Raw genomic sequence first — 18,805 nt, forward strand, 5'->3', positions numbered from 1 at the left:
AGCGTCGCCGAGGCTCGGCCCGACACGCGCACGATGAGCTGCGAGCAGCTTCAGCAGTTGATCCAGAGCCGGCACGCCGTGGTGCTGACCACCGGCCCCAACACATATGACCGCTATGTGCGCCAGTTCGGCAATGAGTGCGACTGGCCCGACGTGCCGATGTCCGCCGCCGTTCCAACCCGCGACGGCCAATGCCGCGTCTATCACTGTGAGGAACCGAGCTACAATCTACTGGTGCGATAACGCCATGAAGGTGGGGATTCACAGAATCGCGGTTTCGATCTATATTGCCGGCATGGACGCGATCTTCGATGACCTGTCGAACGCCATCAGGGGGCCCCGTGGGGATGCCTGGAGCGCTGTCCGCGCCTTCGCCCTAGACTTTGCCGGCAAGCTGCTCATGGGCGTTGCTATCGGCCTTGGTGTCGGTATTGGAATGGCGATCGCCGGGTAGCCAGCCTGGGAGAATTTTGTTTTTAGCACGGCGCCGTTGCGCCGAAGCCAGCGCGCGGTCCCTACAAGAAGCTGCCGAAATAGGCGAATAGGTAAGGCTTTAAGCACTCGCTAACCTAAGAACACTTCCCGCCCGTTACATGACCCTAAGGCCAGCTTGAATGTGCCACGGCGTTGCGCGACTGTCGCCGCGAGGGGAGTGTGAGCAATGCAACGCAAGGGAAAGGCGCGGCCCTTCGTACCGACTGAAATCCACGTCGGCACCATCACGCACAATGCGGGTGTGATTGGGGTTCTCTCAATTCACACAACCGAAGGTCTGTTAGATATTGCGCTGGACGTTCAGTCAGCCAACGCCATCGTGAGCGCTATTCATCAAATCCGGTCAAAGCTGGAGCCGAACGGCCCCCAGATTTCAAACTGAGACACTACCTGTTTGCGAGAAGATGGACGCCGTCGCGCCGAAGCCGGGGTGGCACGCCCATATAGAAAGCTTTGGAGAACTGACGAGCGGGCATGTCCAGTCGGAAATACATAGATATGATCGCCGATCAGACACCAGAGTTGCGCCATACGCTCCGCGACTTCGCCGCTCAATGGGCCCCCTCTGCATTTCCATCAACAATTGCCGCCGCAGAATTGGCGGAGACCTTGATATCGAATCTGGGGAAGACCCCAGAGAACGTTGTCAAAGGCGTTTTCCAATTATGCGAAGAGGGCTTGCGAGAGAGCTCGGCCAAAGACAATGCTGACATTGCTACCTTTCTTGAGGCCTTACAGAACGCCGCTGACCGGGGTGACTTCGATTTCGCTACGATTGTCGAGTTTCTGGGGCCAGCCTCTAAAGAATATTGCAGAGGCATGGACCGCTTTTATGGATCGACAACTGCGGGCCTCTAGCCCCAAATTTCAAACTGAGACACTACCCATCGCTGCGAGACATAGCCGACTAAGCGGGAACGGCGTATAAGCCGAAACCGAAGCTAAGCATCGCGAGCAACAACAACAACATCGCGATGACGCCGACGCCACACGCGAGACCTAGCCAGAAATACAGTTCGCCCCTCATGCCGCTACACTAGCGCCGGCAATGGTGAGCCGAGAAAGTACGTAACTGTTACAGATATTGCGGCACGCTTTTTGTCAGCAAAGGGAAGCGGTACAAAACTGGCCTTCTAAGCCGATGGTCACAGGTTCGAATCCTGTCGGGATCGCCAATAATTTCAAAGGCTTGTACCGTTTATCCTGATCAGGGCCGCTAAATCTGCCATCTCGCGACTGCCAGCGCCACCACCTTGTGCAACAAGGAGTTGTGCCTGGGTTCGGCGCAGCGATCCGGAATTATTTCGTGATCCAGCGGGGTTGGAACCATAGCTCCCACCACGCGTTCGGGGCCTTGTATTCGCGGTGCCTCATAAAAAGGCAATGTGTGGGCCGACGAATGGGGTGGGGTAAAACAAGCGCGGGTTGGGGGAGGAGAAGCCAGGTTATGTCGAAACGTGAGATTGGAACGTCCCCCGTGTTGGGGCGGCGTATCGCTGAACTCAAGGCCAGAATGCAGGATGCCGAAATTTCCGACCATGAGATGAAAACGTTTCACAAGGTCGCCGCCATCATGGGGGCAGGCGACGGCTCCCTACGACTGGATGCCGACGACTTGATCGCGGCATCGTTCGTTGCCGAGGCGCTGGGTGGACCAGCGCCCAACCGCTGACATTCAGGAGTCCTGCACGAAGTCCAGCAGAGCGACGGTTTTCACCGCGGGAGCGAGCACGGCTGCCGTCGGTGGCCGTTGCGTTGTCGTGTCTGCCGGTATCGAATTGGAAGGAAAGTCTTATCAATTTGTTTGCGTTGCTGCGTCATAGTAGCCGCGGCTAACGGAGTGGAACGCGATGAGGCTCGATCTGTCGCCGACGAGCTGGGGCAGGGTTATCGCTGTCACGGCAGCCGGTACGGCATTCTTCATCGCCGTGGCGTTCTTTGTTGATTCCTTCAATTTCCCCTATCTTTCACCCGAGGCACTGTGGCGGGCGCAACTGACCGATCTGATGTTGCCTTTGGTGCTGGGCGGCTCATTTCTGTTTTTCCTGATGTGGAAGATCCGCCAGCTGGCCATCGCCCAGCGTGATCTCAGCATCGTTGCCGCGACCGACAGCCTGACGGCGGTGCTGAACCGCGGCGCCTTCTCGATGCTGGTCGAAGCCTATCTCGAGCAGACCCGCAAGCAGGAGCAGGCCCATTCGGGGGCGCTGCTGATCATCGATGCTGACCATTTCAAGTCGATCAACGACCGGCACGGACATGACTGCGGAGACCAGGCGCTCAAGCTGATCGCGCAGGCGATCAAAGGCCAGCTGCGCGGCGGCGACATCGTTGGCCGCATCGGTGGCGAAGAGTTCGGCGTATTTCTGCCTGGCGTCGATCCCTCGCATTCGTGGGTGGTTGCCGAAAGCATTCGCCGGCGCATCCGTGAGATGGACTTCTCTCCGGGCGGGCGGCCATGCCCATTGTCCGTCAGCATCGGCGGCACAAGCTTTTCCGGGCCGACAACCTTCGAAGAGATTTTCGTGGCGGCCGACAGGCGGCTTTACGCGGCCAAATCGAACGGGCGCGATCAAGTCAGCTTCGATCCGTCAGGGGCTTCTCTGGTGCCCAGCGGCGCCATCGTGCATTGACAGCAAGCATGTTCATCGCAAGCTTGAACCGTCGCGTCCTGTCACAGTTGGGCACGAAAACCTCGGGCACAGCACCCTGATTTGAGTAAGCGTCGCGCGGCGATGCTTTCGCTTTGCTGATCACGCTAAAAACGTTACCGCTTTCCCGAGTTTCGCAAGCGTCCGGTCCGGTCCAGCCACGGCCTTTCTCAATGCCGGCGAACGAATGGCGGGACGGTTCAGTGCAAGATCAGCGCGGCAACTATGATTCATTTGTTCAATGGCTTTCAGAACCCCTTTGGCGGCAGTGACCTCGAAACCCTGGAGCTGTACCGGCTGTTGAGCGCTGACTCCGAGGTGCGTCTGTGGGCAACGTCCTCCAGGGTGTCCGGCGAGTTGATGCGGCAATTTCCGATTCGCCGCATCTCGCTGCCAAAGTGGAATGTGCCGGACGGCGGTACCTACGTCTTCTTCGGCGCGCATTGGCGCAACAAAATGTGGCCCTACCTGATCCCGCGACCGCGCCGCCTGATCTATGTCTTCAATACCTTTCATCCGAAAGTCATCGCGCTGACGACGCGCATGCCCCGTAGGCTCAGCTGGCCCGACGCCGAACTGGTGCTGATTTCCGATTTTCAAAAACGCATGCTGCGGGTCGATGGCGTCGTGCATCCGTCGCCGATCGATATCGAACGTTTTTCACCAAAACCAGTCAAGCCCGGTCGTCCGTTCACGCTGGGACGATTGAGCCGCGACACCACGGACAAACATCATGCGGACGATGTGCCGCTTTACGAAGCATTGCTGGCGGATGGCGCCGCGTTGCGGATTCAGGGCGGGATGCCGCTCAAGGACAGGCTCAAACCGCATCCACAACTCGAACTCCTTCCGCAAGGCCGGTTTGCGGCCGAAGAGTTCCTGCCGACGCTCGACGTGTTCTACTATCGCACCGGCTCGCATGTGGAGACGTTCGGCCGGGTGGTGTTCGAAGCGATGGCCTGTGGTTTGCCTGTGGTCTGCCATTCGCATGGCGGCTATGCCGACCATATCAGGCATGGCGAAAACGGTTTCCTGTTCGAGACGACGCAACAGGCGCGGCAGATCCTGGCCGACCTCAAAGCCGATCCGGAGCTGCGGGCGACGGTGGGTCGCGAGGCGCGGCGGACCCTTGAGCAGCTGTTTTCTTCGCAGGCGCTTCGACGGCGGCTGGATTTCTATCTGCATTAGCGGCACATCGTCCCCTGGGCTTTGCGGACACCCTCGGCATCGCGCTAAAGCTGGCATGCAAACGAACCATCGGGCGGACGGGCAGCGGCGCGCCACAGACTGAGCAGGACTTCTTACCGATGACATTGATGGGCGCGGCGGCACTGCTGATCCTGATCCTCACTTACGCCGGTGTCGCCATTGGCCGCATCCCGGGCCTGCGCCTCGACCGGGCAGGGATCGCGCTGCTCGGTGGGGCCGCGATGATCGCCGTCGGCGCGCTCAGCATGGAGGATGCCTACCGCGCGATCAATTTCGACACCATCACGCTGCTGCTCGGCATGATGATCGTGGTGGCGCATCTGAAGGTCTCCGGCGCCTTTCGCGGTCTTGGCGCCGTGGCCATCGAGCATGCACACGCGCCCTTCATGCTCCTGGTCATGGTGACGCTGCTGACCGGCGTGCTGTCGGCCTTCCTGGTCAACGATGCCATCTGCCTGGTCATGGCGCCGATCGTCGTCCACGTCACCCGCGTCATCAAGCGCAACCCCATCCCCTATCTGATCGCCACCGCCACCGCGTCGAATTGTGGCAGCGTCGCCACCATCACCGGCAATCCGCAAAACATGGTGATCGGCGCGCTGTCGGGCATTTCCTATCCTGCCTTTTCGGCGGCCCTTGCTCCGGTCGCTCTGTTTGGCCTGGTCGCGGTCATTGTCATCATCCGCATCGTCTACAGGGTCGAATTCGCCCGCACGGCCCAATTGACCCCAGAAGTCTCGCGTGGTCGCATGCACAAGGGACAGGTGCTGAAGGCGGTGGTGGTCTGCATCGGATTGGCCATCGCCTTCTTCGCCGGCGTGCCCGTCGCCAAGGCGGCACTCATTGGCGGTGCCATCCTCTTGCTCACCCGTGCCATCAAACCGGAACGCATCTACCGCGAGATCGACGGGCCGCTGCTGTTCATGTTCGCCGGTCTGTTCGTGGTCGTCGCCGGCGCGGAAAAGACGCTGCTGACGCCAGAGATGATCGCCTCGGCAAAGAACCTTGGGCTCAACGATGTCTGGCGCCTGTCCGGCTTCACCGCGGTGCTCTCCAACATCATGAGCAATGTCCCGGCCGTGCTGGCGCTGCGGCCCTTCATACCCGGCCTTGAAAATCCCGAACGTGCCTGGCTGGTGGTCGCCATGAGCTCGACGCTGGCCGGCAATTTCACGCTGCTCGGTTCGGTCGCCAACCTGATTGTCGCCGAGCAGGCAAGGACCGCCGGCACGCAGCTGTCGTTCGGCGCCTTCTTCAAGGTCGGCTTGCCGCTGACATTGATAACGCTGGTGGTCGGCACGGCATGGCTGGCGTTTGGATTCTAATGCATGTCGCTCAAAAGTGGCCCCGGTTTTGGGAGAACGACATGCATGAAAAGACCTAAAGCGCGTTGCCTGAATCCGTTCAAACGCGACGCGCTTTAGACCTGGTTGCTTGCAATTCGGGCCCGGACAAGCGTCGCCGCGGCGCGGCCTGCTGCCTCGATGTAATCGGGATTGCGGTGGATCAGCATGATCGAAAAGCAGCCATCTATCAGGAGCACGATCTCGCGTGCCAAGGCTTGCGGCCCCTCGACGCCCCGGACGGACAACGCACCGGCCAGCCACGTCTCAAAATTTGACTTATGCCGCGACCCGACCTTGATCGCCGGGTGTCCAGGCATCGAGGCGAGTTCCGCGGCCGTGCGCAGGAAGCCGCATCCTTTCCATTTCGGATGGTGGGCGGCCTTCGCCAGATTGGTGAAGATCGCCTCGACCTTGCGATCCACTCCGCCTTCGGTGGCATCGAACCAGCCGGCCATCCGCTTCAGATTGGGTTGGTCGCGGCCATCGAGATAGGCGGCGATCAGGTCGTCCTTGCTCTTGAAGTGGTAATAAAGCGTCCGCTTGGTGAGCCCGGCTTCCTCGGCAACGGCATCGACGCTGACGCGGCCGATTCCTTCTGCGTAAAACAGTCTTGTTGCGGCATCGACAATGCGTTTGCGGGTGGGGCTTTGCGCTTCAGGCATTCGCTTATGTATACCGACTAGTGAATATACACAAGCGACGAAGGGCGTAACCTTCCCAGCCATGGGTACGCTGGAGAAGGAAGCCAAATGACCGATCTTGTCCTCAACGAAACCAGGGATGGGATTGCCATCCTCACCCTCAACCGGCCGGAGAAGCTCAACGCGTTGAACTATGCCTTGGTCGATCGCCTGCTCGCGGTCCTCGACGACATTGAAGTCGATGCCGGCGTTCGGGCGGTCATTCTTACCGGAGCAGGGGAGCGGGCGTTTTCGGCGGGTGGCGACATCCACGAATTCTCGGCCAGTGTGGCGCTTGGCGTCGATGTCGCGATCCGTGACTTTGTGATGCGCGGGCAGCGGCTGACGGCAAGGCTGGAAGCATTCCGCAAACCCGTCATCGCCGCCGTCAACGGCATTGCCTTTGGCGGCGGCTGCGAAATCACCGAGGCCGTGCCGCTGGCCATCGCCAGCGAACGCGCCCTGTTCGCCAAGCCGGAAATCAGCCTTGCGATGCCGCCGACCTTTGGCGGAACGCAGCGCCTGCCCAGGCTCGCCGGGCGCAAGCGGGCGCTCGAACTTCTTTTGACCGGCGATTGGTTTCCGCCGCAGCGCGCCCTTGAACTTGGCCTCGTCAACCAGGTGGTGCCGCATGGCGATTTGATGCCGGCCGCAATTGGCCTCGCCAAGCGTATCCTGCGGCACTCCGATCTTGCGATCGCGGGCATCCTCACAGCGGTGGCGCGCGGCCTCGACCTGAGCATCGCGGAAGGCCTGCTGGTCGAAGCCGAGCAGTTTGCCCGCATGGCTCCGACCGCCGACCTGCGCGAAGGGCTGGATGCCTGGCTGACCCGCCGCGAGCCCCGCTATGACGGCTCATGGACGCACATCGCGCGGCCTGACGAGGCCAGGCGGGCCTCGTTGGCGCTGGATCAGGGCGCCACCACCAAACGGCCTTTCATGTTGGGGTGGAAACGGCAGAAATAATCGACCGTCTCTGCCTTCTGCAGGGTGAGGCTCGCGGACTTTTTCGGCGGGATCGTCACCTCCCACCCGCCCTTGACGGTCGCCGTGTGGGCGAACACGTCCATGTTCACCCACTCGATCGTGTCGCCGACCTTGGCCCCGACGGTGGCTGGCGAAAACACCAGCTTGTTGATGGTGACCTGGATAGTTTCAGCCTGTGCTGGAACGATGCCGATGGCCAGCGTCAGCGCGATCCACAGATGGCGTTTCGACATGCTGCCTGTCCTACTTCAGCATGCCGGCGACATGTTCGGCATGCTGCTCATGGCCCTGGAAGATCTTCAGGCCGGTCTCTAGCAGGCTCTTCAGTTCGGCATTGCTGGCCGACGGGATGAGCAGCGTTTCGAGAGCGCCGTTGACCTGCTTGTGGTAGGCGACCTCGTTGTCGACATAGGCCTTGTCGAAGGCGGCACCCTCGAGCTTGGCCAGTTTGGCCCTCTCTTCGCCGGCCGCCTTGCTCAGCGCCTGGCTGGTGGCGTTGTCTTCCGGCGTCACCTTGAGCTTCTTGACCAGGTCGAGCGCCTGCACGTTCACGGCTTCGTGGTCGCGCACCATGTCGTTGGCGAAATCGACGACGTCCTTGTTCTTCGATTTCTCGATCGCCAGCTTGGCGGCTTCAACGTCGATGACCCCGGCCGTGTAGGCGATGTGGGCGATCTGTGGGTCGGTCGGCTTGTCGGCCGCTTGCGCGAACGGGGCAGTGCCAAGCAGCAGCATGGCGGCCAGGGCAGCGGTGTGTCGGATAGGCATGGCATCTCCTTCGCCCGGAGCGGAAATCGCGCCGGTCAGTGTTTCTCGGTTGACGGTCATTGGATGCGGGGCCGCGGCAAACGTTCCCAAGGAAATCGGCGAAAGGTCAGCTTTCGAGGCCGAGCCGCCGCATCACGGCGCTGGTCAGCCTTTCGCAACGTCGGCCGGCGAAGGGGAATGCATCGAGCAGCACCGGCCCGATCTGGTCGTCCAGTGCCTTGCGTACCAGGGTGCGGGCGCGGTGCAGCCTTGTCTTGACGGTTTGTGGCCGGACGCCGAGGAGATCGGCGGTCTCTTCAATGCTCAGCCCCTCGATCACCCGCGCCACGAACACAGTCCGGTAGACATCCGGAAGGCTGTCGGTGGCCCGTTCGACCAGCTGGAGGATCTGCCGTTGCGCCATCGTCCGTTCCGGATCGTCGCTGGGGTTGAGGGGGAACCGGATGATCTCGGCTTGCGGATTTTCCGGCATTGCCACCGTCCTGCGTCTTTTGCGCAGTCGGCCGAGCGCCTCGTTGATGACGATGCGCGACAACCATGTGGCAAGCGAGGAGTCGCCGCGAAACGCATCGAGATGGGCGAAGGCCCTGACATAGGCCTCCTGCACGATGTCCTCGGCCTCGCTGTCATTGCGCACCACGCCGCGGGCGATGCGATAGAGCCGCTGGTTGTGCATCTTGATGATGGTGCGGAAAGCGTCGCCCTCGCGCGCCAAGGCGCGGCGCACGAGCTGCATGTCGCCTGAAGCGACAGAAGGCATGGCCGTCAAGACAGCAGGCATGGCCAGTTCCTCAACCCAATCCCGGACCGAAACCCGATTGAGAGATTGGATGGCATTGCCGGCAAAAGGTTCCCGGCCATTTTTGCCGGGTCCGGCGGCGGCTACCGTACCGCTTCCGGCGAGGACTTGTCAGCAGCCTGCAGACGCGCGGTGGCCGCCAGCAGATCGGTCTGTGTGATTAGTCCGAGAATGCGCTTGTCGTCGTCCACGACGATGACCGCATGGCTGCGGCCGTCGGTGAGTACCGGCAGCAGACCCATGGCGGCGAAACCGGCGGCGGCTGTCGCCGCGGGCGATATCACGGATCCGACCGTGCCGGAGGCCAGTGCCAGTTCCCGCAATCCCACGGTGCCTGCCAGCCTTGTCTCCGCGTTGACGACCGGCAAGGTACGGATGTTGTGGTCAAGCAGCAATTGGCGCGCTGACTCGGTGGACGTGTGTTCGTCGACCGAGATCACATCGCGCGACATGATGTCCTCGCACAGCAGGCTCTGGTGCGCGCGCACCATCGCCTGCAATTCGACTTGCCGCAGCAGCCGGTCGAGATCGTTGCGATCGATATCGAACGTCTCGTCGAGCGCGCCAAGCGCGGCATCGATGTCTTCGGGCTGGAAGCCGACGCGCAACCGCGCCGGCGGATCGATGGTGCCGTGGCTGTTCGTCGGGGACATCGGCACGTGCGGGTAATTGCGACGGGCCAGCTTGTGGAAGCCGTAGCCCAGCGCCACCAGCAGAAGCGAGTTCAATGCCACCGGCACGAATGGAAACAGGAAGCCGGCGCTGATGACGGCAGGCCTTCCCAACACTGCCGTCAGGGCAGCCGCCCCGCCCGGCGGATGCAGGCAGCGCGTGAACGACATGGCGGCGATGGCAAGCGCCACCGCGATGCCGGTGGCAAGGGCGGTTTCGTGGATGAAATGCGCCACGATCACGCCGACCAGAGCCGATATCGTGTTGCCGCCGATGATCGACCATGGCTGCGCCAACGGGCTGGCCGGCACCGCGAACAGGAGCACGGCCGAGGCTCCCATGGGCGCCACCAGCAGCGGCACGTGCGGGCCGTTGCCGAGCACCAGACCGCCGATCGCGCCGGTCAGTGCAATGCCGATCGTCGCGCCGATGCAGGCGATGATGCGCTCGCGCAGCGTCGCGCCGGCAAGAATCGGAACAAAAAGGCGAAAGGCCATGGGAGTCGGAAACTCTGCCGGTATGCCAGAGGGAAGTCGAAACCAGATGATCGCACCGCAATGACGCGGCATTGTCGGATTTGAAAGCCAAATTGATCCGCAAAGGCGCGGCTTTGAGAAATAGAATTCCGTGATTTGCCGAATCAGTTGGGCGGTGCCCCGATCGCTCAGGCAGAAGCCGCGGCGGTCAGGCCGCGTAGAATGTCGGCCTTCAGGTCGTCGACGTCCTCGAGGCCGATTTGGAGGCGGATCAACGGGCCTTCATACGGGCCCTTTGCGACAACGCGGTCGGCGAGCCAGACCGGCACCGCAAGGCTCTCATAGCCGCCCCAGGAATAGCCGAGGCCGAAGATCTGCAGCGCGTCGAGGAAGGCGTGCTGCTGCTTCTGGCCGCCGCCGGCAAGCACGATGGAAAAGATGCCGCTCGAGCCGGAGAAGTCGCGCTTCCACAGGCCGTGGTCCGGATGGCTGGGAAGGGCAGGGTGGAGCACGCGCGCCACGCCCTTCTGGCCCTCAAGCCAGGAGGCGATGGCGAGCGCGCTGCGCTGATGGTGCTCGAGGCGCACGCCCATGGTGCGCAGGCCGCGCAGCACTTGGTAGACATCGTCGGGCCCGGCGCAGCAGCCAAGCGTGCAGAAGCTTTCGTAAAGATGCTTCCAGCAGCCTTCGTTGGCCGAGACCGTGCCAAGCAGCACGTCGGAATGGCCCGCCGGATATTTCGTCGCCGCGTGGATCGAGATGTCGACGCCATGGTCGAGCGGGCGGAAATACAGCGGCGTCGCCCAGGTATTGTCCATCATGACGATGGCGCCTGCGGCGTGAGCCGCCTTGACGATGGCCGGGATGTCTTGCAGCTCGAACGTGTTGGACGCTGGCGATTCCGTGAACACCACCTTGGTGTTGGGCTTGATCAACGCCGCGATGCCGGCGCCGACATCGGGGGCGTAGTACTCGACCTCGACGCCCAGTCGCTTCAGCATGGTGTCGGCGAAGTTGCGCGTCGGGTGATAGACGGAATCGACGATCAGCAGATGGTCGCCCGCCGAGACGAAGGCGAGCAGCGGTACGGTCACCGCCGCAAGGCCCGATGGCACCACGATCGTGCCGGCCGACCCCTCCAGTGCATCTATGGCATGGGCAAGGGCATCGGTCGTTGGCGTGCCACGCGTGCCATAAGTGTATTTCTGGCTGCGTGCAGCCATCGACGCCGCGTCGGGATAAAGAACGGTCGAGGCGTGCACCACCGGTGGATTGACGAAACCGAAATAGTCATGCGGGTTGTTGCCCGAATGGGTAAGCCGCGTGTTGATACCCAGTCGGTCGCCGTCTTTCGCCATTCTTCTTCGCCTTGTTCGACAAGGCGCTAGCCATAGTGCGACCGCTTTGGCCGTGCAACCGGCCTGCACCCGCCAGGCAACCGACTTCGGATGTACCAAGTCGTGTCTGGTGAAGGGGCGCACAGTCTTGCCCGGTCCGAACGCATTGCGCTCTTGGCCGTTCGGCTATTGAGGACGGCCGGGAAAGATATATGATTGATTCCTAATATTTTCCCGGACTGCCTCGATCAGATGCTGCCGGATGATCCTTCCCGGTTGACCTCCTGATCCCCTGCGATCCGGGCATCTCGCTTGCAGAGCAGTGAATGCAGCCAAGGGGAGGAATGCCATGACGAACGTCAAGTGGATGATCAAGGCGCGCGAGTTCGTCAACTGCAACTGCGCGTATGGCTGCCCCTGCCAGTTCAACGCCTTGCCGACGAATGGATTCTGCCGCGCGGTGGTCGGCGTGGAAATCGAGAGCGGCTATCACGGCGACACCAAGCTGGATGGCTTGCGCTTTGCCGGTGTCTTCCGCTGGCCCGGCGCAATTCACCACGGCAGGGGTGAGGCGGCAGTGGTCATTGACGAGCGGGCGACCGAGGCGCAGCGCAGAGCGCTGCTTCGCATTCTCAGCGGTGAGGACACCGAACCCGGCGCGACCATATTCCAGGTCTTTTCGACCACATTGGAGACGGTCCACGATCCGATCTTCGCGGCAATAGACTTCGAAGTCGACATCGATGCCCGAGCCGCTCGCCTGCACGTGCCGGGCGTAACCTCGGGTCGCGGCGAGCCGATCAAGAATCCCGTCACCGGTGCGGAGCATCGGGCGCGCATCGACCTCACGCATGGTTTTGAATATTCGCTTGCCGAGGTCGGGCGTGGCTGGACCAAGGCGACCGGCCCGATCAAGTTCGAACTGGCGGACTCGCACAGCCATTTCGCCAATTTGCACCTCTCGCAAAGCGGCATCGTGCATTGAGCTGATCCAATGAGCGACACGGCTCTCGAGGCGGTGCTGCGGCGCGACCGCACAGTCGTGACGGCCGCGCTCGTCATCATTGCCGTGCTCGCATGGGCCTATGTGCTGTGGCTCGCCGCCGACATGACCATGCAGGATGCTGCCACGCCGAGCGCCGCAAGTGGCGACATGGCTGGCATGGGCATGTCAGGCACCGATGCGGGCAATATGGATATGCCCGGCATTGATAAGGGTGGCATGGACATGGGCGCCACGATGGCGCCCGGCTTCCGGGCCTGGGCGCCAGCCGATTTCGCTTTCATCTTCGCCATGTGGGCCGTCATGATGGTTGGCATGATGACGCCCTCGGTGGCGCCAATGGTGCTGCTTTACGCAGGGGTCGGTCGCAAGGCGCGGGCGGGTGGGCGGCCCATCGCATCGACTGCATGGTTTTTCACCGGCTATCTGCTCGTCTGGGTTGCCTTCAGCGTGGTCGCGACCGCCGCGCAATGGCTGCTGGCCAGTCAGGCCTTGCTGAGCCCGTTGATGGCAACCAACAGTACGGTTCTCGGCGGCCTCGTCCTGATCGCGGCCGGCCTCTATCAATGGACGCCGATGAAGGGCGTCTGCCTGCAGCAATGCCAGGCACCGATCGCATTTCTGGCCAGTCATGGCGGGTTCCGCTCCGATCCGCTTGGTGCGCTTCGATTCGGGATCGTTCATGGCGCCTATTGCCTCGGCTGTTGCTGGGCGCTGATGGCACTCCTGTTCGTCGGCGGCGTCATGAACGTGCTGTGGATCGCCGGCATCGCCATCGTCGTTCTCCTGGAAAAAACCGTCCCGACCGGGCAGTTGATCCCGCGCATCTCTGGCACGCTGATGGCGGCAATCGGCGCCTGGCTGCTCGTCCAAGCATCCTGAACTGCGCTCCTCCCGTTTCCGGCGGCAATGCCATGCGACCGGGTTGCTCGTCATGCATTTAGTCTTTGGGTACGCCAATTCATTCCGGGATATTGGTGGCGCGTAGTAAATCCGCGGGACAGATTTCGCCGGCGTAGTCCGGATACGCGGGCGACCCGACTTTGCCGATTTTGTTTGCGCGGCTTGCTAATTTCATGACGCTCTTGGCTGCAATTCAGGCATTTGCGGCCGTTGGTTTTCAAACTCTTTCGAATTCGGTCATTTTCCTTGACCTCACGGGAATTATCGCCTTCGATGCCATTCGTGAATGGGAGGCGGCGCGTCGGTTGCGATGTGGGGTTCCGGGTATGGGCCGGAATGGGAGCTGCGTTCACACGGGAAAAGATCAGGGTTTGCCTGAAAAACAGAGAAAAGGGTCTGTGGGTCATGAAACATATTGCTATCAGCATTCTTGGCGCCGCCACGCTTGGGTTGATGGCGTCAGCCGCCTCGGCAACGACGCTCGACACCGTCAAGGCGAAAGGCTTCATCCAGTGCGGTGTCTCGACCGGCCTGGCTGGCTTCTCGGCGCCGGACGACAAGGGTGACTGGCAAGGTATCGACGCGGATTTCTGCCGCGCAGTCGCGGCCGCCGTCTTTGGTGACGGCACCAAGGTCAAGTTCACGCCGCTCAGCGCCAAGGAGCGGTTCACCGCGCTGCAGTCCGGCGAGGTCGACATCCTGTCGCGCAACACCACCTGGACCATCAATCGCGACACCGCCCTTGGCCTGAACTTCGTCGGCACCACCTACTATGACGGCCAGGGCTTCATGATCAACGCAAAGAAGCTGCCCGGCGTCAATTCCGCGCTGCAGCTTTCCGGCGCCGCTGTGTGCGTGCAGAGCGGCACGACCACCGAGCTCAATCTCGCCGACTATTTCAAGGCCAACAAGATGGAGTACAACCCGGTCGTCTTCGAGAAGCTGGAAGAGGTCAACGCCGCCTATGATGCCGGCCGTTGCGACGTCTACACCACCGATCAGTCGGGTCTTTATGGTATTCGCCTGACGCTGGGCGCGCCGGCCGACCACGTTGTGCTGCCCGAGATCATCTCGAAAGAGCCGCTCGGACCGGCCGTGCGCCAGGGCGACGACCAGTGGTACCACATCGTCAAGTGGACCTATTTTGCGCTGCTCGACGCCGAGGAGCTCGGCATCACCAAGGCCAATGTCGACGAAATGAAGAACTCCGCCAGCCCGGAGATCAAGCGCGTGCTCGGCCAGGAAGCCGATACCAAGATCGGCACCGATCTTGGCGTCTCAAATGACTGGGTCGTCAACATCGTCAAGGCCACTGGCAACTACGGCGAAATGTTCGACCGCAATGTCGGCTCGGGGAGCCCGCTCAAGATCGCCCGCGGCATCAACGCGCTATGGACCAAGGGCGGCCTGCAATACGCTCCACCGATCCGCTGATCGAAATGTGATCCGGAAGGCAGATCGTCTGCCTTCCGGTTTCTCTTTCAGGGGACGGTCGAATGGCATCGCAGGAAGTTCTTCGCGAGGAGCCAAGTCGCGCTTCTCTCATAAATGATCCAAAAGTCCGCAGCATTTTCTATCAATGCCTGGTCGTCGCCTTGCTGGTGTCTGGGGTCTGGTGGATCGTTCACAACACCATCGTGAACCTGACGAACCTGCACATTGCCTCCGGCTTCGCCTTTCTGAGAGGCCGCGCCGGCTTCGACATTTCCGATACGGCGATCGCCTATACGTCGGACTCCACCTATGGCCGGGCCATCATCGTCGGCTTGATCAACACATTGATCGTCGCGTTTGTCGGCATCATCACCGCCACCATCATTGGTTTCATTGTCGGCATCGGCCGGCTGTCGAAAAACTGGCTGATCCAGAAGATCTGCACAGTCTATGTCGAGGTGTTCCGCAACATTCCGCCGCTGCTGGTCATCTTCTTCTGGTATTCCGGCGTGCTGGCCGTGCTGCCGGCCCCGCGCGATAGCATCAACCTGCCGTTCGGATCCTTCCTCAACCAGCGCGGCTTCTATTTTCCGCGCGCCGTATGGGGTGACGGCTCCTGGCTGATCCCAGTGGGGCTGCTTGTCGGCATCGCCATGGCGTGGTTCGTCGCCCGCAAGGCGCACCAGCGGCAGATGGCGACCGGGCAGCAATTCCCGGTGTTCTGGACGTCGCTGGCGCTGATCATCGGGCTTCCGCTGCTCGCTTATGTGCTGAGCGGTTTCCCGGTGACCTTTGATTTTCCTAAGCAATCGACTTTCAATCTGACTGGCGGCTTCGTCGTCAAGCCGGAATTCCTGTCACTCTATCTGGCGCTGTCCTTCTATACCGCCGCCTTCATCGCCGAGATCGTGCGTGCCGGCATTCGCGGTGTTGCCAGGGGCCAGAGCGAGGCCTCGGCCGCCCTTGGCCTGCGTGCCGGCCAGGCGTTGCGGCTGGTGGTTGTGCCGCAGGCCATGCGCATCGTCATTCCGCCGCTGGCCAGTCAGTATCTCAACCTGACCAAGAATTCCTCACTCGCCATCGCCATCGGCTATCCCGACCTGACGGCAACCACCGGCACGGTGCTCAACCAGACCGGCCAGGCGGTCGAATGCGTGGTCATCATGATGGTGATCTATCTGGCCATCAGCCTTCTGACCTCGCTATTCATGAACTGGTTCAACGCCAAGATGGCGCTGGTGGAGAGGTAAGGACATGCAAGAACATGATATGTCCTGGGTTCGCACCGAAATGGCACTGGCGCAGCCGGCGCCGGCCGGCGTCACAGGCTTCAGCGCATGGGTGCGCAAGAACCTGATTGCGTCGACGGGCGACACCATTTTGACCATCATCGGTTTCGCGCTGGTGGTGATGATCCTGCCGCAGATCATCAACTGGGCCTTCATCAACGCCGTGTGGACGGGACCTAACCGGACCGTGTGCGCCACGGTGGCGCAGGGCGGTATCCAGCCGGATGGCTGGTCCGGCGCCTGCTGGGCCTTCGTCAACGCCAAGTTCGGTCAGATCATGTTCGGCACCTATCCGGTCGAGGAGCGCTGGCGGCCGATCCTGGTTGGCATATTGCTGGTCGTGCTCATGGTGCCGATGCTGATGCCGAGCGTGCCGCGCAAGGGTCTCAACGCCCTGCTGCTGATCGTCGGTCTCCCGATTGTGTCATTCTTCCTGCTGGTCGGTGGCGCGTTCGGTCTGGAACATGTCGAAACGGCGCGCTGGGGCGGCTTGCTGGTGACGCTGTCCCTGTCTTTCGTGGCCATTGTCGTGTCGTTGCCGCTTGGCATCGTGCTGGCGCTTGGCCGTCGCTCCAGAATGCCGATCGTAAAGATGCTGTGCGTCATCTTCATCGAAGCCGTACGCGGCATTCCGCTGATCACCGTTCTGTTCATGGCCAGCGTCATGCTGCCGCTGTTCCTGCCCCCGGGCGTCACCTTCGACAAGTACCTGCGTGCGCTGATCGGCGTGTCGCTGTTTGCCGCCGCTTATATGGCTGAAGTGGTGCGAGGCGGCCTGCAGGCGATTCCCAAGGGTCAGTATGAAGGCGCCGATTCGCTTGGCCTTGGCTATTGGCAGAAGATGTATTTCATCGTCATGCCGCAGGCACTGAAGCTGGTCATCCCGGGCATCGTCAACACCTTCATCGGCATGTTCAAGGACACCAGCCTGGTCACGATCATTTCGATGTTCGACCTGCTGGGCATCGTCAAGCAGAACTTCTCCGACGCCAACTGGGCGACGGCGCAGACGGCCAAGTCGGGTCTGATCTTCGCCGCCTTTGTCTTCTGGCTGTTCTGCTTCGGCATGTCGCGCTATTCAATGTACACTGAACGCCGGCTCGACACCGGCCACAAACGCTAAACAAAAGAACAAGGGGATCCTGTCATGACAACCGAAAATGCTGTCAGCGCGGAAGAGATCAAGGTCAACGCCGCCAAGATGCACATCTCCGACACCGATGTCGCCATCGACATCGTCGCCATGCACAAATGGTATGGCGAGTTCCATGTGCTGAAGGACATCAACCTGAGAGTGATGCGCGGCGAGCGCATCGTCATCTGCGGCCCGTCGGGCTCCGGCAAATCGACGATGATCCGCTGCATCAACCGTCTGGAAGAGCACCAGAAGGGCAAGATCATCGTCGACGGCAAGGAACTGACCAACGATCTGAAGAAGATCGACGAGGTGCGCCGCGAGGTCGGCATGGTGTTCCAGCACTTCAACCTGTTCCCGCATCTGACCATCCTGGAGAACTGCACGCTGGCGCCGATCTGGGTGCGCAAGACACCGAAGAAGCAGGCCGAGGAAATCGCCATGCATTTCCTCAAGCGCGTCAAGATCCCGGAACAGGCCAACAAATATCCGGGCCAGCTGTCCGGTGGCCAGCAGCAGCGCGTGGCGATCGCCCGTTCGCTGTGCATGAACCCGCGCATCATGCTGTTCGACGAGCCGACCTCGGCGCTCGATCCGGAAATGATCAAGGAAGTTCTGGAGACGATGGTCGGCCTTGCCGAAGAAGGCATGACCATGCTGTGCGTCACCCACGAAATGGGCTTTGCCCGCAAGGTCGCCAACCGCGTGATCTTCATGGACCAGGGCCAGATCGTCGAGCAGAACACGCCGGCCGAGTTCTTCGACCATCCGCGCCACGAACGCACAAAGCTGTTCCTGTCGCAGATCCTGCACTAGGCCTTCGATAACCAGGAAGAGCCCGGCTGAAACAGTGCCGGGCTCTTTTGCGTATGGATGAGCAGGGGGCGGGCGGTCTGTGTCGCGCCGGGGTGCGTTTGCAAGGCCGCCATTCATGAAAAAACTGGGACGTTTTCTAGGCCTGCCGTTGATCGTCGTTGCGTTCGCTGTGACGCTGGGCACTCTTGTGCCGCGGCCGCTGTGGCCGCCGGCCGCCGCCAATCCCGCCAACACGCGCCATATCCTGGTGCTGAACAACCCGATCCACACCGACATCGCCATCCCGGTCGACCACAGGGTGCGCCAGCGGTTCCATTTCCTGGTCGACGCCGGCATCCAAGCCGATGGTCCGGAAGTTCGCTACTTCGTCTTCGGCTGGGGCGGTCGCGCCTTCTACCTGGAGACGCCGACGTGGTCCGAACTCAAGGCCGTCCCGGTGATGAAGGCACTGACCCTCGACGCGTCGGTCATGCATGTCGATGTTGCTGGCGCCATAGTCGAACCGCATCCGGATGTCGCCGGCTTCGACATCGGCGAGGAGCGTTTTGCAGCACTGCTCGATTTCATCGATGCGAGTTTCCAACGGGGGCCGCAAGGCCCGCTTCTTGTTCCGGGCGCGGCCTATTCCAGCTTCGACCGCTTCTATGAAGCCAACGGCCATTTCAACGCGCTGGTCGGCTGCAACACCTGGACCGCGGCGGCCTTGCGTACCGCCGGCTTGCGCACCGGCTGGTGGAACCCGCTGCCGGCTTCGCTCGGTCTGTCGCTGCGGCTTTACAATTAGCACCGCTCAACGGGCTATGCC

22 protein-coding genes and 1 tRNA gene are annotated in these 18,805 nt (G+C 61.5%); 17 read left to right on the plus strand and 6 right to left on the minus strand.

Annotated features, from left to right (window positions below; translation table 11 throughout):
• The 9 genes from AC1D2G_RS31410 to AC1D2G_RS31450 all read left to right on the plus strand — a co-directional run.
• On the plus strand, window positions 1-243 hold a 243-nt coding region (locus AC1D2G_RS31410), incomplete at its 5' end, for a hypothetical protein (protein WP_477418885.1).
• Window positions 244-247: 4 nt separating this feature from the next.
• Window positions 248-454 carry a hypothetical protein gene (locus AC1D2G_RS31415; protein WP_477418887.1) on the plus strand — a complete coding sequence of 69 codons (207 nt, stop codon included), beginning with the start codon at window positions 248-250 and terminating at the stop codon, window positions 452-454.
• Window positions 455-661: 207 nt separating this feature from the next.
• Entirely contained in the window at window positions 662-877 is a 216-nt protein-coding gene (locus tag AC1D2G_RS31420; RefSeq protein WP_477418889.1) for a hypothetical protein, read from the plus strand.
• 116 nt (window positions 878-993) lie between these two features.
• Complete coding sequence (locus tag AC1D2G_RS31425; RefSeq protein WP_457155689.1) at window positions 994-1,353, plus strand: DUF7674 family protein; 360 nt, start codon at window positions 994-996, stop codon at window positions 1,351-1,353.
• 252 nt (window positions 1,354-1,605) lie between these two features.
• A tRNA-Ser gene (locus tag AC1D2G_RS31430) sits at window positions 1,606-1,670 on the plus strand.
• Between the two features lie 272 nt (window positions 1,671-1,942).
• Window positions 1,943-2,167: a hypothetical protein gene (locus AC1D2G_RS31435; RefSeq protein WP_477418891.1), complete on the plus strand. Its 225-nt coding sequence runs from the start codon at window positions 1,943-1,945 to the stop codon at window positions 2,165-2,167.
• Between the two features lie 178 nt (window positions 2,168-2,345).
• Window positions 2,346-3,128, plus strand: coding sequence for a GGDEF domain-containing protein (locus AC1D2G_RS31440; RefSeq protein ID WP_477418893.1), 783 nt, complete (start codon window positions 2,346-2,348; stop codon window positions 3,126-3,128).
• A 243-nt stretch (window positions 3,129-3,371) separates the two neighbouring features.
• Window positions 3,372-4,334, plus strand: coding sequence for a glycosyltransferase family 4 protein (locus AC1D2G_RS31445; protein WP_477418895.1), 963 nt, complete (start codon window positions 3,372-3,374; stop codon window positions 4,332-4,334).
• Window positions 4,335-4,453: 119 nt separating this feature from the next.
• Complete coding sequence (locus tag AC1D2G_RS31450; RefSeq protein WP_477418897.1) at window positions 4,454-5,680, plus strand: anion transporter; 1,227 nt, start codon at window positions 4,454-4,456, stop codon at window positions 5,678-5,680.
• A 95-nt stretch (window positions 5,681-5,775) separates the two neighbouring features.
• Here the strand turns inward: AC1D2G_RS31450 and AC1D2G_RS31455 are convergent, their stop codons facing one another.
• Window positions 5,776-6,363 (minus strand): TetR/AcrR family transcriptional regulator, encoded by a 588-nt coding sequence (locus tag AC1D2G_RS31455; RefSeq protein WP_477418899.1) that lies wholly within the window; start codon window positions 6,361-6,363, stop codon window positions 5,776-5,778.
• Window positions 6,364-6,450: 87 nt separating this feature from the next.
• Here AC1D2G_RS31455 and AC1D2G_RS31460 point away from each other — a divergent pair, with 87 nt between their 5' ends.
• Window positions 6,451-7,347 (plus strand): crotonase/enoyl-CoA hydratase family protein, encoded by an 897-nt coding sequence (locus AC1D2G_RS31460; protein WP_477418901.1) that lies wholly within the window; start codon window positions 6,451-6,453, stop codon window positions 7,345-7,347.
• Here the strand turns inward: AC1D2G_RS31460 and AC1D2G_RS31465 are convergent.
• The 5 genes from AC1D2G_RS31465 to AC1D2G_RS31485 all read right to left on the minus strand — a co-directional run bounded on the left by AC1D2G_RS31465 (window position 7,293) and on the right by AC1D2G_RS31485 (window position 11,441).
• On the minus strand, window positions 7,293-7,601 hold the full coding sequence (locus tag AC1D2G_RS31465) for a cupredoxin domain-containing protein (RefSeq protein ID WP_477418903.1): 309 nt from the start codon (window positions 7,599-7,601) through the stop codon (window positions 7,293-7,295). The genes AC1D2G_RS31460 and AC1D2G_RS31465 overlap by 55 nt on opposite strands.
• 10 nt (window positions 7,602-7,611) lie before the next feature.
• Window positions 7,612-8,136, minus strand: a complete 525-nt coding sequence (locus AC1D2G_RS31470; RefSeq protein WP_477418905.1) for a DUF4142 domain-containing protein — start codon at window positions 8,134-8,136, stop codon at window positions 7,612-7,614.
• A gap of 106 nt (window positions 8,137-8,242) precedes the next feature.
• Window positions 8,243-8,917 (minus strand): RNA polymerase sigma factor, encoded by a 675-nt coding sequence (locus tag AC1D2G_RS31475; protein WP_477305928.1) that lies wholly within the window; start codon window positions 8,915-8,917, stop codon window positions 8,243-8,245.
• 101 nt (window positions 8,918-9,018) lie between these two features.
• Complete coding sequence (locus AC1D2G_RS31480) at window positions 9,019-10,104, minus strand: HPP family protein (protein WP_477418907.1); 1,086 nt, start codon at window positions 10,102-10,104, stop codon at window positions 9,019-9,021.
• Between the two features lie 167 nt (window positions 10,105-10,271).
• Entirely contained in the window at window positions 10,272-11,441 is a 1,170-nt protein-coding gene (locus AC1D2G_RS31485; protein ID WP_095086170.1) for a cystathionine beta-lyase, read from the minus strand.
• A gap of 328 nt (window positions 11,442-11,769) precedes the next feature.
• On the opposite strand from AC1D2G_RS31485, the gene AC1D2G_RS31490 reads away from it, so the two are divergent.
• The 7 genes from AC1D2G_RS31490 to AC1D2G_RS31520 all read left to right on the plus strand — a co-directional run bounded on the left by AC1D2G_RS31490 (window position 11,770) and on the right by AC1D2G_RS31520 (window position 18,784).
• Window positions 11,770-12,405: a DUF1326 domain-containing protein gene (locus AC1D2G_RS31490; RefSeq protein ID WP_477418909.1), complete on the plus strand. Its 636-nt coding sequence runs from the start codon at window positions 11,770-11,772 to the stop codon at window positions 12,403-12,405.
• A 9-nt stretch (window positions 12,406-12,414) separates the two neighbouring features.
• The gene (locus tag AC1D2G_RS31495) at window positions 12,415-13,305 is read left to right on the plus strand and encodes a DUF2182 domain-containing protein (protein WP_477418911.1); all 891 of its coding nucleotides are present in this window, start codon (window positions 12,415-12,417) and stop codon (window positions 13,303-13,305) included.
• A 426-nt stretch (window positions 13,306-13,731) separates the two neighbouring features.
• A complete protein-coding gene (locus tag AC1D2G_RS31500; protein ID WP_095086162.1) occupies window positions 13,732-14,760 on the plus strand; it encodes an amino acid ABC transporter substrate-binding protein in 1,029 nt (342 codons plus the stop codon).
• Between the two features lie 62 nt (window positions 14,761-14,822).
• Entirely contained in the window at window positions 14,823-16,010 is a 1,188-nt protein-coding gene (locus AC1D2G_RS31505) for an amino acid ABC transporter permease (RefSeq protein WP_477418913.1), read from the plus strand.
• A 4-nt stretch (window positions 16,011-16,014) separates the two neighbouring features.
• Entirely contained in the window at window positions 16,015-17,172 is a 1,158-nt protein-coding gene (locus AC1D2G_RS31510; RefSeq protein ID WP_477418915.1) for an amino acid ABC transporter permease, read from the plus strand.
• 78 nt (window positions 17,173-17,250) lie between these two features.
• Window positions 17,251-18,000, plus strand: a complete 750-nt coding sequence (locus AC1D2G_RS31515) for an amino acid ABC transporter ATP-binding protein (protein ID WP_184872215.1) — start codon at window positions 17,251-17,253, stop codon at window positions 17,998-18,000.
• A gap of 115 nt (window positions 18,001-18,115) precedes the next feature.
• Window positions 18,116-18,784 carry a TIGR02117 family protein gene (locus tag AC1D2G_RS31520; RefSeq protein WP_477418917.1) on the plus strand — a complete coding sequence of 223 codons (669 nt, stop codon included), beginning with the start codon at window positions 18,116-18,118 and terminating at the stop codon, window positions 18,782-18,784.
• The last annotated feature ends 21 nt before the right edge of the window (window positions 18,785-18,805 follow it).

Source organism: Mesorhizobium sp. P2_C7 (assembly GCF_056404515.1).